The 15099-nt window shown below is 62.7% G+C and carries 9 protein-coding genes; 5 read left to right on the forward strand and 4 right to left on the reverse strand.

Translation table 11 applies throughout. The features are described 5' to 3' along the window. Nucleotides 1-155 precede the first annotated feature (155 nt). The 3 genes from pdhA to CVS28_RS17810 are packed head-to-tail and all read left to right on the forward strand — an operon-like array spanning nt 156 to nt 3687. Nucleotides 156-1340, forward strand: coding sequence for a pyruvate dehydrogenase (acetyl-transferring) E1 component subunit alpha (gene pdhA, locus CVS28_RS17800; RefSeq protein WP_103467111.1), 1185 nt, complete (start codon nt 156-158; stop codon nt 1338-1340). Continuing rightward, nucleotides 1337-2311, forward strand: coding sequence for an alpha-ketoacid dehydrogenase subunit beta (locus tag CVS28_RS17805; RefSeq protein ID WP_103482343.1), 975 nt, complete (start codon nt 1337-1339; stop codon nt 2309-2311). The genes pdhA and CVS28_RS17805 overlap by 4 nt, the downstream gene beginning before the upstream one ends. A gap of 11 nt (nt 2312-2322) precedes the next feature. Next, nucleotides 2323-3687 carry a dihydrolipoamide acetyltransferase family protein gene (locus CVS28_RS17810; RefSeq protein WP_103467109.1) on the forward strand — a complete coding sequence of 455 codons (1365 nt, stop codon included), beginning with the start codon at nt 2323-2325 and terminating at the stop codon, nt 3685-3687. Between the two features lie 80 nt (nt 3688-3767). Here the strand turns inward: CVS28_RS17810 and CVS28_RS17815 are convergent, their stop codons facing one another. Further along, nucleotides 3768-5435 carry a PHP domain-containing protein gene (locus CVS28_RS17815; protein WP_133159191.1) on the reverse strand — a complete coding sequence of 556 codons (1668 nt, stop codon included), beginning with the start codon at nt 5433-5435 and terminating at the stop codon, nt 3768-3770. Between the two features lie 197 nt (nt 5436-5632). On the opposite strand from CVS28_RS17815, the gene CVS28_RS17820 reads away from it, so the two are divergent. Continuing rightward, a complete protein-coding gene (locus CVS28_RS17820) occupies nt 5633-6385 on the forward strand; it encodes an LPXTG cell wall anchor domain-containing protein (protein ID WP_103467107.1) in 753 nt (250 codons plus the stop codon). 98 nt (nt 6386-6483) lie between these two features. Here CVS28_RS17820 and CVS28_RS17825 read toward each other — a convergent pair whose 3' ends face one another. The 3 genes from CVS28_RS17825 to CVS28_RS17835 form a co-directional block, all read right to left on the reverse strand. Further along, the gene (locus CVS28_RS17825; protein WP_103482345.1) at nt 6484-7812 is read right to left on the reverse strand and encodes an aminotransferase-like domain-containing protein; all 1329 of its coding nucleotides are present in this window, start codon (nt 7810-7812) and stop codon (nt 6484-6486) included. Nucleotides 7813-7871: 59 nt separating this feature from the next. Further along, the gene (locus CVS28_RS20240) at nt 7872-8525 is read right to left on the reverse strand and encodes a GerMN domain-containing protein (RefSeq protein WP_243399966.1); all 654 of its coding nucleotides are present in this window, start codon (nt 8523-8525) and stop codon (nt 7872-7874) included. Between the two features lie 101 nt (nt 8526-8626). Continuing rightward, entirely contained in the window at nt 8627-9421 is a 795-nt protein-coding gene (locus CVS28_RS17835; RefSeq protein WP_103482347.1) for an alpha/beta fold hydrolase, read from the reverse strand. Nucleotides 9422-9660: 239 nt separating this feature from the next. Between CVS28_RS17835 and CVS28_RS17840 the strand changes: the two genes are divergently transcribed. Beyond that, the gene (locus tag CVS28_RS17840) at nt 9661-15039 is read left to right on the forward strand and encodes a family 20 glycosylhydrolase (RefSeq protein WP_165788196.1); all 5379 of its coding nucleotides are present in this window, start codon (nt 9661-9663) and stop codon (nt 15037-15039) included. Nucleotides 15040-15099 lie beyond the last annotated feature (60 nt).

A 15099-nucleotide genomic window follows, 5' to 3' on the forward strand; every position in this document is an offset into this window, starting at 1 on the left:
AGGCACCATTTGTCAGGCTCTACGGATACAGTTGTAAATCGAAAACGTATATATATGCACACGACGGAATGCATTCCCGAACGGGCATATATCAACCCCAACGAGTCGAAACAGGGAGCAATGTGCCCCTGAGATTCGGCAGACGAGGAGACAGCATGGGCGCCGCCCAGCAAACAGGAGACTCCGCAGGAGTATTGCGGAGCAATGAAGTGGGCCCCGACGAGGCGCTCCAGCTCCTCGACGAGGATGGAGCAATCCACCAGGACAGCACCTTCAGCCCCTACATCCAGGAGCTGAGCCAGGAAACCCTGCGCGGCTTCTATGCAGACATGGCACTTGTGCGACGCTTTGACACCGAAGCCACTGCCCTGCAGCGCCAGGGTGAACTGGCTCTGTGGGTGCCCATGGTGGGCCAGGAAGCTGCCCAAATTGGATCGGGGCGGGCCATGAACAAGGCCGACTACGCTTTCCCCACCTACCGCGAACACGGTGTTGCCCTGACTCGCGGCCTGGATTTGGCTGACCTGCTCAAGCTGTTCCGCGGCATCTCCAACGGTGGCTGGGATCCCCGCGAGACCAACTTCCACCTGTACACGCTGGTGCTCGCTGCCCAGACCCTGCATGCTGTTGGCTACGCTATGGGCATCCAGCGTGACCGCGCCGCCGACCCCTCCACTGAGGCTGCCGCCGTCGTAGCCTACTTTGGTGACGGAGCCAGCAGCGAGGGTGATGTCCATGAGTCAATGGTTTTCGCCGCCTCATACAACGCCCCGGTTGTTTTCTTCTGCCAGAACAACAACTGGGCCATCTCGGTTCCCTTCGAGGTTCAGTCCAAGATTCCCTTGGTCAACCGCGCCGGCGGGTACGGGATTCCCGGTATCCGGGTGGATGGCAATGACGTTCTGGCCGTTTACGCAGCCACCCAATGGGCCCTGGACCACGCCCGCAACGGCCACGGCCCCGTCTTGATCGAGGCGTCCACCTACCGTGTGGGTGCCCACACCACTGCCGATGACCCCACCAAGTACCGCTTGCTGGCCGAAGAGGAGCTGTGGAAGACCAAGGATCCGCTGGCGCGCCTGGAAGCGTACCTGCGTGCCGAAGGCTTGGCCGACGACGAGTTCTTTGAAGGCTTGAAGAACGACGGCGACGAGCTCGCTGCCCATGTTCGCAAGGCCACGCTGGCCTTGGGTGGCGCGGACATTCGCCAAAAGTTTGCCACTGTCTACGCCCAGGCGCACCCCTTGGTGGCCGAGGAATTGGCATGGTTTGAGAATTATGAGGCGTCATTTAGCGATGCCGAAACACAGATTTCCGGAACGCAGGGTGGTGCAGCATGAGCACAATGACTATTGCCAAGGCCATCAATGAGGGCTTGCGCGCCACACTGGCCAAGGACCCCAAAAGTTTCCTCATGGGGGAGGACATTGGCTCGCTCGGCGGCGTTTACCGTGTCACAGAAGGCCTGAAGAAGGAATTCGGCGGGCACCGGGTCATGGACACGCCGCTGGCCGAATCCGGCATTGTGGGAACAGCCATCGGCATGGCCCTGCGCGGGCACAGGCCCATCTGCGAGATCCAGTTTGACGGTTTTGTTTTCCCGGCCTTCAACCAGATCACCACGCAGCTGGCCAAGATTCACACCCGCTCCGACGGGCAGCTCAGCGCACCCGTTGTCATCAGGATTCCCTATGGTGGCGGCATCGGTTCCATTGAGCACCACTCCGAATCGCCTGAAGCGCTGTTTGCCCACACGCCTGGCCTGCGCATCATCACCCCGTCCAACGCCAATGACGCCTACTGGATGATCCAACAGGCCGTTGAGTGCAAGGATCCGGTGATTGTTTTTGAACCCAAGCGACGCTACTGGCTCAAGGGTGAAGTGGACACCGAGAACTCCCCGGGGGACCCCTTCAAGGCCCATGTGCTGCGTGAAGGAACTGACGCCACGTTGGTGGTTTACGGTCCGCTGGTTCCGGTGGCCCTGGCAGCCGCCAGCGCTGCGGCCGAGGACGGGCACAGCGTTGAGGTCATTGACCTGCGCTCCATTTCGCCCATTGACTTTGACACGGTTGAGGCATCGGTGAACAAGACCGGGCGCCTGGTTGTTGCGCACGAAGCCCCCACCTTTGGTGGCATCGGCGGCGAAATTGCCTCCCGCATCAGCGAACGCTGCTTCTACTCCATGGAATCCCCGGCCATTCGGGTGGGCGGCTTCCACATGCCTTACCCCGTGGCCCGTGTTGAAGAGCACTACCTGCCGGACATTGACCGCATGCTGGAGGCGTTGGACCGCGCCTTCGCATACTAGGAAGGCCCACCATGTCTACCCTGAATTTGTTCAATCTGCCCGACGTCGGCGAAGGCCTCCTCGAAGCTGAAATCGTCTCCTGGAAGGTCAAGCTGGGCGACGTCGTTGCCGTCAATGACGTGATTGTGGAGATTGAAACAGCCAAGTCAATTGTGGAACTGCCGTCGCCCTACGCGGGAGTGGTGGCCCAGTTGATGGTTGCCGAGGGTGACACGGTGGATGTGGGCACACCCATCATCGCCATCGGCTCCGAAGTTTCGGCGCCCGCTCCGGCCGCTGCTGCCCCCGCTGCCGCCCCGACGCCCGAAGCCGAGGTGATGAAGCCGCTGGTTGGTTCCGGTCCCAAGGCCGACGCCGTCAAGCGCCGCCCCCGGGTTGGCTCGGCTCCCGCTGTGGCCACCTCTGTCACAGCCGCCGTGCCTGCCGCAGCGAAGGCTCCTGCCCAGGTTCCGGCGTCGAGCATCCCCACACCTGTGGCGGCACGGCCCAACCGCGTGCTGGCCAAGCCGCCGGTGCGCAAGGCCGCGAAGGATCTGGGGATCGACCTGACGGACGTTTCACCCACAGGCCTGCGCGGCGAAGTGACCAAAAAGGACCTGCTCAGCTACCAAGACCAGCGGACAGCAGAACAGGACGGGGCCGGCACCTTCTGGGCCCCCGCCACCGGCACGGGGTTGGCCGACGATCCGCGCATTGAACGCATCAAGGTCAGGGGTGTGCGCAAGGCGACGGCCAAGGCCATGGTGGAAAGCGCGTTCTCGGCCCCGCATGTGAGTATTTTTGTGGACGTCGACGCCTCACGCACCATGGAGTTCGTCAAACGCCTGAAAGTTTCACGCGACTTTGAGGGCATCAAAGTTTCGCCGTTGCTGATCCTGGCCAAGGCCGTCATCTGGGCTGCCGCACGCAACCCATCGGTGAATGCCACCTGGACCGGCGATGAGATCATCATCAAGCACTTCATGAACCTTGGCATTGCCGCAGCAACCCCGCGAGGGCTCATGGTGCCAAACATCAAGGACGCCCAGAACCTGTCCCTGAAGGAACTGGCCATAGCGTTGAACTCGCTGGCGACCACCGCACGGGCTGGCAAGACGCAGCCGGCGGACATGCAGGGTGGTTCGCTGACAGTCACCAACATTGGTGCCCTGGGCATTGACACCGGCACGCCCATCATCAATCCGGGCGAAGTGGCCATCGTGGCGTTTGGCACCATCAAGCAAAAGCCGTGGGTGCTGGACGGGGAAGTCATTCCGCGTTGGATCACCACCTTGGGTGGATCGTTCGACCACCGCGTGGTTGACGGCGACCTGTCCGCCCGTTTCATGGCGGACGTTGCCGCCATCATGGAGGAGCCGGCGCTGCTCCTGGACTAGTCCTTTGCAACTGACCCGCAGAAAACGCCGAAAAACACGTCAAAATCGCGAGTTTTCGGCGTTTTCTGCGGGTCAGTTGTTTAGGTTATGGGACTATTTTCCTTAATGTCGATGAAGATCGGGTTGGCGTAGAACCAAGTGTCAGCCCACGGATCGCCTTCACCGGCGCCATGCGGGATGGGACCTTGCGGATCAACATCTGCGCCCAAGGGGCCGACGCCGGAACGCTTGCCGTCGCTGCCGCGCAGGCGCAGGTAGAAAGGCTCGATCACATTGGCGAAGGTGCGCTTCAATACGATCTCGCCTGTCCGCCCGGAGGTGTCAATGCGTTCGGCAACCTTGGTGTTCGGGGCCGTGAAATTATCCCTGTCGGCAACCGGGCCGGTGACCAGGCCCTTGATGATGTCAACGTGAGCCAAGTGCGGCACCGTGCCGTTCGGGTTGGCCTTGCTGGCAGCCTTGATGGTGATAATGAGTTCCACATCCGTGCCGGGCGCAACGCTCAGTGTGGAGCCCATTGCCATGCCGGGGCCGCTGTGGCCAACCGGGCGGACGCGCACGTCCAGTCCATCGATCAGGTGTCCGTGGTCCACCCACATGCGCCCGGCCCGCATGGCAGCCATGACCTCCAGGTAGTCCCGACTGTCGGCGCCAATGTGGGTGCGGCTGAACTGACCGGGCCAAAAGTCGCTGCCATTTTGGGGTGTGCCGGCCTCGACAGGGTCCGGGCGGCGGCCTGCACGGTTGAAGTTGTTCAACGAGGCCCCGTTGTCCCAACCGTCCCCCGTGGGGTAGTCGCCAATGCGCATGGTGTCTTTGGCGGTGAGGTGGTTGTCGCTGTTGGAGGTGATCCAAAAGGGCTTGCCCTCGGCCAGCATGGAGTCCCAGAGTCCGCCCACAACGCTGGTAACCCAGTCGAAACCTCCGCGGGTTTTGTAAGCCTCGGCGGGGAAGCCCTTGAAGGAAAACTCGCTAGGTGCGTTCTCATACTCGCCACGCTGGCTGGCCGCGTTGGCGAAGGTGCTGACGGCTGAGGCCTGGGCACCGGGGGCGCCTTCCATGCCGATCACAATCTCTGGAGCCGCATCGCGCCATGCGCGCATCTCATGGGGTGAGTCAATGCCCAGCCGGGACGGGTGGTTTGCCAGCACCACGACGTCGTCAATGAACCCTGCCTTCTTCTGCCCGGCCAGCCACTTGATGGCCTCACCGGCCTTGGGCTCCCATTCGGCGGCCTGGTTGGAGCCCGGCGCTGGCTTCTCCCAGCCGTTGAGCTTGCCGTCCCACAACAGCTCGAACTGGCGCAGGATCCGGGCCTCGTTGGGTCCCGGAGCCACCAGGACGGTTGCATGCTCCGCGGCCGGGATGTACCACTCCAGGCCTTGGAAGATGAGCAAGTCCGGGCGGGCAAGGCGGGCCGCGGCAATGTCGCGTTGCGAATTCAGGGCACCGCCCATGTTGGCGTGGCCCCAATTGCTGTGTTCGGTGAAGGCGATGACGTCAACACCGAACTCTTGAGCCTTGTCCAGGAGGTGACTTTGCAGGTATTTGGCATCGTGGCTGTACACAGTGTGGACGTGGTGATCGCCCACCAACCAAGCCAAATCTTGGGGGTCGTCCAAACCATCCGCCGCAGTGGCGCGGCTTGAGTGAACAGTGGACCCTGCCACCAGCCCGGCAGCAACCAGTGCGGCCGCCCCCATCAGTTGACGGCGGGATACCTTGACAGGCGTTTGGGGCGTACACATTTCTGAAAGCTCTCCTCGTAGTTTGGAACAAACAGAGCGTAGGCAGCGAAGGTTAACGGGAAAAATGCTCGGGTGAACGGGACCTGACTGGCAGGTGCGTGATGGTTTACTGTGCGTCCATCTGCCGTCCATGTGGGTACGGGACGATGCATCAACCAAGCCGTCCAAACGGGGCGGCGACCAGAAGGGTTCTTTACGTGTCACTGAATACGCCCGCACGCCTCGCAACTGCCATTGGGGTTGGCGCACTGCTTCTGGCTGCACCGGCGGCCGCCCATGCAGCAGCCCCTCCCACACCCGAAAATAGTGTTGGAATCCTGACGCTGCTAGATACTGGCGGCAAGGTTGTAGCTGTTGGCAGCACGACGGCGCAGCCCGGCTTCGCAACCGTGCTGGCGCCTGCGCCGTGCCCGGCGGGATTTACCGACGCCGCCCGCGCCAGCGTTGTTCCCGCCGGCGGGAAGGCGATGGTCATTTCGGCAACGATTCCGCTGACCAACCCTGCTGCACCTGCGGCTGTGCCGGTCCTTGCCGTGCTGGATGATTACAAATTGGGCAGTGGGGCAACTGTGGCGCTGGAATGCCTCAGCGTGAAGGGCGGCATCCCCGTTCCGGCCGCATCCGTGTTCAGTGTTGGCCTGGACATTGCCGGGACTGGCTACACTGTGGTGCCCGCACCTGTGCTGCCCAGCAACCCGCCCACCACGGCGCCTGGAACAACTGGACCAACAACCTCGCCGCCCACAGCCTCTGCCACGGCGCCGCAGTCGGTGCCGGCCACCGCTGGTGCAGAAACCGCGCCTGGCAGCCAAGCAGCTTCAGGATCCGGGCGGGGTGATCTGGCCTCCACCGGATCCGCCACCTTGCCGCTGCTTTTCGGGGCCGGCATCCTGAGTGCCGCCGGAGCGGCGCTCTTGTTGCGACGCCGCAGCAAGGCGTCCCACTCCTGACCCAGCCTCTGATCGCAACTAGCCCGCAGAAAACGCCGAAAAAACAAGGAAATTCGCGATTTTTCGGCGTTTTCTGCGGGTCAGTTGTTTAAGTTCGGCTACCTTGCGGCGATGGCCTCCGCCAGGACCGGCGCCAGGCGCCTGACTCCTTCACGCAGAGTTTCTGCCGGTACGGCGCTGAAGGCCAGCCGCAGTTTGTTGCTGGGGGCGTGCGATGCCGAGAACGCTGCGCCAGGAACAAAGACCACGCCTGCGTCGATGCCCGTGTAGAGGAGCGGGTAGCTGTCGATGCCTTCCGGGAGAGTCAGCCACACAAAGAAGCCGCCTTCCGGGCGGGTCCAGGACACCTCCGCCGGCATGAACTCTTCGAGCGCTGCCAAGAGGGCCGCACACCGTTCCGCATACAGGGTGCGGTAAGTGCTGATCTGGCCGCGCCAGTCGTAATTGCGCAGGTAGTCGCTGACCAGCAGCTGGTTAAATGTGGGCGGACACAGCGTGACGGCCTCGCTGGCCAAGTAGTAGCGCTGCTTGAGGTGGGCTGGCACCAGTGCCCAGCCAATGCGAAGGCCCGGTGCAAAAATCTTCGAGAACGATCCCAGGTACAGCACATCCTCCGGGTTTGCCGCCCGCAGGGGCTCCGGCAGCACGCCGTCGAACTTCAACAGCCCGTAGGGATTGTCTTCCAGCACAAGAATATTCGCCTCACGGCATATGTCGACAATTTCCTGCCGGCGTTCCGGCGCCAGCATCACCCCGGACGGGTTGTTGAAATTGGGGATGGTGTAAAGCAGCTTGATGCGCTTGCCTGCCGCCTGCAGTTCCGCGATGGTTTTTTGCAGGGCCGAGGGAATCAAGCCGTACTCATCTCCGGCAACCGGCTGGATGTCCACCTCATAGGCCTCAAAGGTGTTCAGGGCGCCGACATAGGTGGGGTCCTCGAGCAGGATGACATCGCCCGGATCGCAAAACACCTTCGCCGCAACGTCCTGGGCGGACTGGGAACCGGCGGTGATGACAACGTTTTCCGGATCCGCGTCCAGAATTCCCTCGGCTGCCATGACGGCACAAATCTGCTCCCGCAGTTCCTGGGTGCCCTGGCCGCCGCCGTACTGCAGCGCCTCCAGACCGTGTTCGGCAATGATTGCTGCCGCCGTCTTTGCTAAGCGATCCAGGGGCAGTGACTGCAGATACGGATTGCCGCCGGCCAGCGACACCAGGCCGGGTTGCATGGAAATCTCAAACACATCACGCACGGCCGACTGCTTGATGTTGGCGGCCCGGGACGAGAGCAACGCCTCGTGCCTGTGAGCGGCGGCGCCAGCTGTGTCTGCGGTGGCTGCTGCCGTCCCGGCCCTGGAAAGGGCGTCGAGGGCTTCTTCGGACAGTGTTTCGGCGGCAGCGTTGGCGCCTGAGCTTGGAGTATTCACGTGCTCAGGATATAACCAATGTTGCTAAATAGGCATCAAAAGTTTTTCCATTGTGCCTGCTACTTCAGGCTTAGGGCATCACTCAACGCTTTTCCGTTGACTATTATCGCCACTGGTGCGCCTGCTGCCTGCTGGGCCGTGCGCAGGAGTTGCTGCTCCGCGCGGGGAATGTCGCACTCACCGCTGAGGGTGAGGGTGCCGCTCAGCTGCGCCGTGATGGTGCCCCCGGATCTGTCCACGGAGTCCACGCTCAGCGAAGATTGCCAGAGCGCATTGGACAATCCCGACTGCCCAATCTGGGCTGCATGATTGGCCAACAGCGTGCGCAATGCCCCTTCCACAGGGTCGGTGAACATGATGGTCGCACTCGTCACGCCCACCGCGCTGTCTCCGCAGCCAAGGGCGGGTCCGGACGTCCCGGCGTCGCCCTGGGCAATGTAGAAAACTGTCACCGACGCCGAGGTGGGCATGACGGTTGGGTCGTTGCCGCCCGTAGTGCCGGCTACGGGAGGGTTCGACGCCGGGACCTTGCTTGCGCTTGCGGCTCCACCGCTTGCTGGGCTGACAGTGGTCGACTGGGTTGATGCCGGGAGCGTAGATTCAGGTGTTGCATAAGGTCCCAAGCACCCCGTGAGCAGCAAACCCACGCCACAGGCGAGTGCTGCCACAGTTGATTTTCCACGTCCACGCATGACGCCCTCCCCGAGTTTCATGGGGATCTGCCATTCCCATGAAACTACGGTAGAGCTGCTGCCCGTGTGGCGGTAGCGTGCGGAGGCAAAGGGCGCACAACCGCAATGTCATTGCAGTCAGGTCACGCTGGCATGCCCTTGAGGAATGCCGCCACCGCCTTGACCATCACTGCCGGCTCCCAACTGTGATTCGCCCCAGGGAGTTGCCCCAGTGTTGCGTGGGAAAGATTGTTGGCGATGGATTCGGCGGCCTGCGGCATGATCGGCAGCGTTTCCGCTCCCACCAAGACCAGGGTTCGCGCGCCAATGTCAGAGAAAAGTTCGGCGCGGGGTGCGCTCTGAGTCCATGCCAGCGATTCGGCGTCCGCCTCCAGCGAGGGCCCCATGGCCGTCATGACGGGCCAGCCCGGACTGTTCCGCGCGCCCTCAAGCCACTCGGGTGGCATGTCTTTCATGAAATATTCGATGGTTTCATCGGCGGTTCCGTGTGCAATCCTCTCGCGCAGGCCGGCCAGAAATTCGGCGCCTTCACCACCGAGTTCTTCACGCAGGGGCACCTCAAAGAGCACCAGCTCCGAGATGTCCAGGCCTGCCGCGGCGGCCGCGAGGCTGATGGATCCGCCGGAAGAGTTGCCCACCAAGGCGGCCGGTCCACCAGCGACGCCGATGAGGGAGCGGAGATCCTCAATGGTATCGGCAAGAGTGAACGACGGCGCCTGGGCGCTGTCGCCGCGGCCGCGCCGGTCGAAATTGACGACTGTAAAGCCCTCTGCGGCGAGCAAAATGGCCATGGCAGAGGTGGTGGGGTCAAAGGCCCGAAATTGCATGGCGCCGGCAACAAGAATGACGACGGGGCCTGAACCCTGGGAGTCGTAGGCAATGCGGGTTCCGTCGGCGGAGGTGACATAAGCGGTCATGGTGGCTCCTTGCTGGATGTTGTTCGAATCTAGATCGGAGACTACTGCGGCGCGGCGGGGATGTCGAGGAACTCGTTGCAGGCGGCAGTGGAATCGGCGAAACGTAACAAAGGGTGAGGGCACTGCAAACCATTGTGATCCATAACATATCCACCTAGACTCTCGGGGAGTGACATCGGATGTCCCATTTCACAGGCTGCCTGCCGTCTCGTTGGTCAGGCCAGACACTGGAGAGTGCCTTGAGTTCTTGGTTTAGAAAGTCCATGGCTGCCGCGGTGGCGGCGTGCCTGCTGGGTGCGGCAGTTACCCCCGCCCAGGCAAGTTCCTTGGCCGCGCAATCCGTGGCCAACCTTGCCCCGGCGCTGGAGGACGTGCCCAGCTCCAACCCCGCTCCCTTGGCCGAGCTGGCCGACGTCAAGCGGGTTGACCTGGCCACGCACCAGGACGGGAAGTACCGGCAGTACCGGATCCCCGCGATGATTGTCACCAATGACGGGACAATCGTCACCGCCTACGACGGCCGCCACACCGTGGCTGATCTGCCCTCATTCATTGACACCGTGGTGCGCATTAGCAAGGATGGCGGCACCACCTGGACCGAACAGAAAATTGCCCACGGCGGCAATTACCCGGAAGGCTATGGCGACCCGTCGCTGGGTTATAACCCGGAAACGAACCGAGTCTTCTTGTTTTACACAGGGTCCAAGAAGACAGGTTTCCTTGCCGGGACAACGGGCATCGAGGACACCCCCACCATCGTCCAGCACTGGGTCAGCTACTCGGATGACAACGGCGCCAGCTGGGAACACCACAACATCACACCCCAGGTAAAGGACCCGGCCTGGGCAGGTGGCTTTGCCGCATCCGGCATGGCCACCTACATTGCCACCGGGCCGTTCAAGGGCCGCTTGGTGCAGCAGTACCTCATGCGCACCCCCGGCTCCAGTGCCGTCAGTGCCTGGACCGATGACAACGGCGCAACGTGGCAGCATGGAGCCCCGCTTGCCGGAGCTGATGAAAACAAAACAGCCGCCATGTCCAACGGCAACCTGATTTGGAACAACCGAGCAGGCGACAACCGCCAGCGTGCCTACTCCACTGACGGCGGCGCCACCTGGGGTCCCAAGACGGATGACCCCGCCCTGATCGATGCCACCAGCAACGGCTCCATCACGCGAGTGTTCCCCACGCTTCCGGCCAGTGATCCCAAGTCGAAGTGGATGCTTTCCACCAACAACTTTGACAAAGACATCCGCATGAACACCACCGTCCGGCTCTCCTGCGACGACGGCACTACCTGGCCCGTGGGTAAGGTCCTGGAAGTGGGCTCCTCCGGCTACTCCACGGCTGCCATGATCGGCGACAAAACCGTGGGTGTGCTGTACGAACGCAACGGCTATGCAGACATCACCTTCGCCTCCTTCCCGCTCGCCGAGCTGGAGGGTACTTGCGCCCCGCTTTCCATCCCCGGCAGCACGCAGCTGGCCATTGGCGGTACCACCACTGTCCCGGTCACGGTCACCAACCAGAACGCCGCGGCCCTGCCGGCAGGCACTGTGACGATCGACGGCGGCACTTACGTTGCAGGTAGCGCTGCGGCACCCGCTATTGCCGCAGGCGCGCAAGCAGTGGTCAACGTCCCCGTTGCCACCAGCAAGAACAGCGCCGTCCAGGCCCAGGACGTGCAGGCCACATACACGGCTGCCGGCAAGAGCTCGCAAGTCCTGGTCCGGCTGGCCACAGTGGCCGGAACCGGCGCAGCAGCAGAAACAGTGGTTTTTGAGGACAACACCCCCAAGACCTACGACGGCACGTCGCTGAGCAACGTCACCACCGGGAACTTGGACAAGCTCAAAAACCTGGACAACGGCAGCATCTCCGTCACGTTCAACAGCACCAACAGTGTGTCATCCCTGCCGCAGACCCTGTTTGGCGCCTCGCAAAAGAGTGTGGATGACCACGAGCTTTTGCTGACAGTCAACAGCGGCAAGAACCCCTACTATGAAATCCGTGCGGCCCGGCCGAATTTCCTGGCCACCGCCTCGGTCACGGCCAACATCATGGACGGTGCAGACCACACCGTCACCTTGACCGCCGCCAACGGCACCACCAAGTTCTTTGTGGACGGAGCTGAAAAGGCGTCCAAAGCCGGCCAGTTCTTCTTCAAGTCCCTGCCCAACCTGGACACCGTCACCATTGGTGGGGTGCACTTTAAGGCCAGCGCCAACACTGCCGGCCCCACGGACCAGTGGTTCTTCAAGGGGACCATCAAGAATGTCAAGGTGACTACCAGCGCCCCCGCCGAACACGGTGAGCTGGTCCCGGCCCCGTCCGTCAAGATTGAAACCATCCTGGACGTGTTCAACTACGCTTCACCTCCCGGCCTTGGCATCAAGGACAAGGGTTCCTACATGGTGCGCATCACCAATGACGGCAACGTGCCGTTGAGCAACATTGCAGCAACGTCCAGCATCGACATTGCCGGCTGTTTCAGCGGAACGCTGGCACCCGGTGCCCAGCAATTCTGCCGGGCCAAGAAGCACACCTTTGACGCCGCCGATGTAGCCGCGGGCAGTTACACCCCGCAAATGACCCTCACGGCCACCGCAGCGGGTGCGCCGTTCACTTCCTCGGCAACCGGTGCAACCATTGCCTTGCAGGCGCCTTTTGAACTGCCGGCAGCGCCGGCAGCCCTGACTGCTGTTCCGGCCGGATGCGCACCCACTGCCATCAAGCCGGTATCGGCCAAGGCCAGTTCCGAGGAGTCCCTGGCGACCTACGGTTCCGAGGACACCCCGGCGTCGAACGCCATTGACGGCAACAATGCAACATTCTTCTCCACTGGCTGGTCCAAGGGCACCATGGAATTCCCCAACTCGCTCAGTGTTGATCTGGGCGAAAACTTGACCCTGTGCGGCGTGAACTACACGGCCCGCCAAAACAACACCAACGGCGCCATTGGCGACTACCGTGTGTACGTTTCCGACGACGGCGTCAACTGGGGATCACCCGTTGCCGGCGGCAAGTTCGTCACGGGGAACAACAAGCAAAGCGCCTACTTCGCCGCTGCGGTCACGGGTCGCTACGTAAAGCTGGTGTCCTACAACGACATTGGTGCAGCGGGCACTGAAACCACCACAGTGGCCGAGTTCTCCGTGAGCGCCATGAACCCCGGATACGTGCCGCCCACAGGTCTGCCGGCGCTGATCCCGGAACCCAACTCGGTAGTGGCCGGCACAGGCCCGCGCTTCGGCCTGAGCAAGAACACCCCGATTGTCACCGATGCCGCCACGGCAAAACTGGGCAGCTACCTGGCAGATCTGCTCAAGCCCGCCGCCGGCTTCACACTTAAGATGGGACAAACGCCGTCGAGCCTCTACCCGGCGATCACCTTGGCCAGCAACGGCCCGGCGTCGTTGGGGGAGCAGGGCTACACGCTCAGCGTCAAGGGAACAGGTGTGCTCGTTACGGGTAACACCGCCGAGGGCGTTTTTAACGGCATCCAAACCCTGCGCCAGCTGCTGCCGGTGCAGATCAGTGCCGAAACCGTGCAATTGGGAGCCTGGACGGTGGAGCCGGTGGAAATCGCCGACAAGCCGCGCTGGGACTACCGTGGAGCCATGCTTGACGCCGCCCGCCGGTATTACCCGGTGGCCGATGTCAAGAAGTATTTGGACTACATGGCCGAATACAAGCTCAACGCGTTCCATTTCCACCTCACCGAGGATCAGGGCTGGCGCATCGCCATTGACGCCTACCCGGCCCTGACGGGAATCGGCGCATCGGTGCAGAGCGGCATGCCCGTTGGTACCGTGGACAACGGTGTGGCAGGCCCATGGTTCTACTCGAAGGCCGAATACAAGGAAATTGTTGACTACGCCACGGCGCGCTTCATTGAAGTCATCCCGGAAATTGACGGACCCGGCCATGCCGGTGCCGCCATGGCGGCGGTGCCGAACCTGAACTGCAACAATGTGGCCATCCCTCCGTGGACCAACTATGGCCGCGGCCCGAACTTCTGCCTCAAGGACGCCGAACACCTGGACAACGTCAAGACCTTCCTGACGGCTGTCATGGCTGACGTTGCGGCGCAGAACAACACCACCGACTACATCCACGTGGGTGGGGACGAGTCCGCCGGGCTCACGCACCAGCAGTTCACCGAGTACACCAAGATCGTGAACAAGATAGTCACGGGCAACGGCAAAAAGGTCATCGCCTGGAACTCCTGGGCCGACGGCGAAGGCCTCCCGGCAGGCGGTGTGCTGCAAAACTACGCCCAGGAATCCGGCGACGCCGCGGACCTGGTCGCCAATGTGGCCCACGCCGTGGAGGCGGGGAACAAGCTGATCATGTCCCCAGCCGACAGGACTTACGTCGACATGAAGTACGACGCCACCACCAAGTACGGCCTGCGCTGGGTCAACGGCGGCTTCGTCAGCCTGGCCCGTTCCTACCAGTGGGAGCCAACCACCGCCGTCCCCAAGGCCGGCGGCGGGAAGCTAGAGCTGACCGACAGCCAGATCCTAGGTGTTGAAGTGGCACTGTGGTCCGATGCCACGAACCAGAACGGCGACATCCTGTGGACGCCCGAGAAGCCCTTTGACTCGGTGCGCGCCTACATGAACCACATGATGTTCCCGCGCTTCCCGGCCGTGGCCGAGCTTGCGTGGAGCGCCATGGCTGACCGCCAGAACGATCCGGCCCAGTTCGAGGACTTCACGGCCCGCCTCATCAACCGGGCCCAGGGCTGGGACGAGGACAAGATTGGCTACTACCGCGCCCCCGATGTTGCGTGGAAGAGTGTTGGCGCCCCGGCGCTGCCAGCTTCCGCCGCACTGACCCTGACGGACTTCTCCGGCAAGGTTTCCTTTGATGCAGCAGGCAAGCCCGTCTTTACCGCCACCGGCACCCTGAGCGGTGTCACGGGAACGGTGACTGCCACCGTGAACGGCACGGCACACGCCATCACCGCCAACGGTGCATTCAACTTCTCGGTCCCGGCAGTTTCCGGAGCGAACACGGTGGCGTTCTCGGCCCTTGATGCCAATGGCGCGCTCGCGGTCCTGCCACAAAGCGCTGTAGCGCGGGTTGGTGCACTGAGCGCCGTTGCCACCGCCAAGGGCTGGACACTCGCAGGCTCCGGGTTCACGCCCGGCCAGCAGGTGGCACTGAGCCTGCATTCGGATCCGCTGCCCCTGGGCAATGCCACGGCCGACGGCGTTGGTGCGTTTACGCTCGACGTCGCAACGCCCGCCGGTGCCACTGCCGGGAGTCACCAGATCCGTGCCGTGGGTGCCAGCAGCATCGGCTCCGTTGCGGTGACGGTTGCCGAGGTGGTGGTGCCGACGCCGAGCCCGAGCGCGTCTCCCAGTGCAACGCCGTCCGCGACGGCAAGTGCGACAGCAACACCCACGGGCGCGGCAACACCGAGCGCAACACCGTCGAAAACGTCAACGCCGTTCAGTACGGCAGTGGCCACCACGGCTCCGGCCACGGTAGATAACCTGGCGAAAACGGGTGCCAATGTCTCGCTGCTGTCGGGGCTGGCCTTGGCCTCGCTGTTGATCGGCGTGGGCATTGCTGTGAGCCGGAAGCGACGCAGCCGGCACGCGTAGCAACGCATTAACGATCGACGGCGTGCCATACCGGCGGGGACACCTGAAATTTCATGCGTC

Origin of the sequence: Arthrobacter glacialis, assembly GCF_002909415.1 — a bacterium.
GTDB classification, from domain to species: Bacteria; Actinomycetota; Actinomycetes; order Actinomycetales; family Micrococcaceae; genus Specibacter; species Specibacter glacialis.

Bases quoted from the DNA above. Each gene is read 5' to 3' on its own strand.
- pdhA (WP_103467111.1), top strand. From the start codon at position 156: ATGGGCGCCGCCCAGCAAACAGGAGACTCCGCAGGAGTATTGCGGAGC.
- CVS28_RS17805 (WP_103482343.1), top strand. From the start codon at position 1,337: ATGAGCACAATGACTATTGCCAAGGCCATCAATGAGGGCTTGCGCGCC.
- CVS28_RS17810 (WP_103467109.1), top strand. From the start codon at position 2,323: ATGTCTACCCTGAATTTGTTCAATCTGCCCGACGTCGGCGAAGGCCTC.
- CVS28_RS17815 (WP_133159191.1), bottom strand. From the start codon at position 5,435: ATGTGTACGCCCCAAACGCCTGTCAAGGTATCCCGCCGTCAACTGATG.
- CVS28_RS20240 (WP_243399966.1), bottom strand. From the start codon at position 8,525: ATGAAACTCGGGGAGGGCGTCATGCGTGGACGTGGAAAATCAACTGTG.
- CVS28_RS17835 (WP_103482347.1), bottom strand. From the start codon at position 9,421: ATGACCGCTTATGTCACCTCCGCCGACGGAACCCGCATTGCCTACGAC.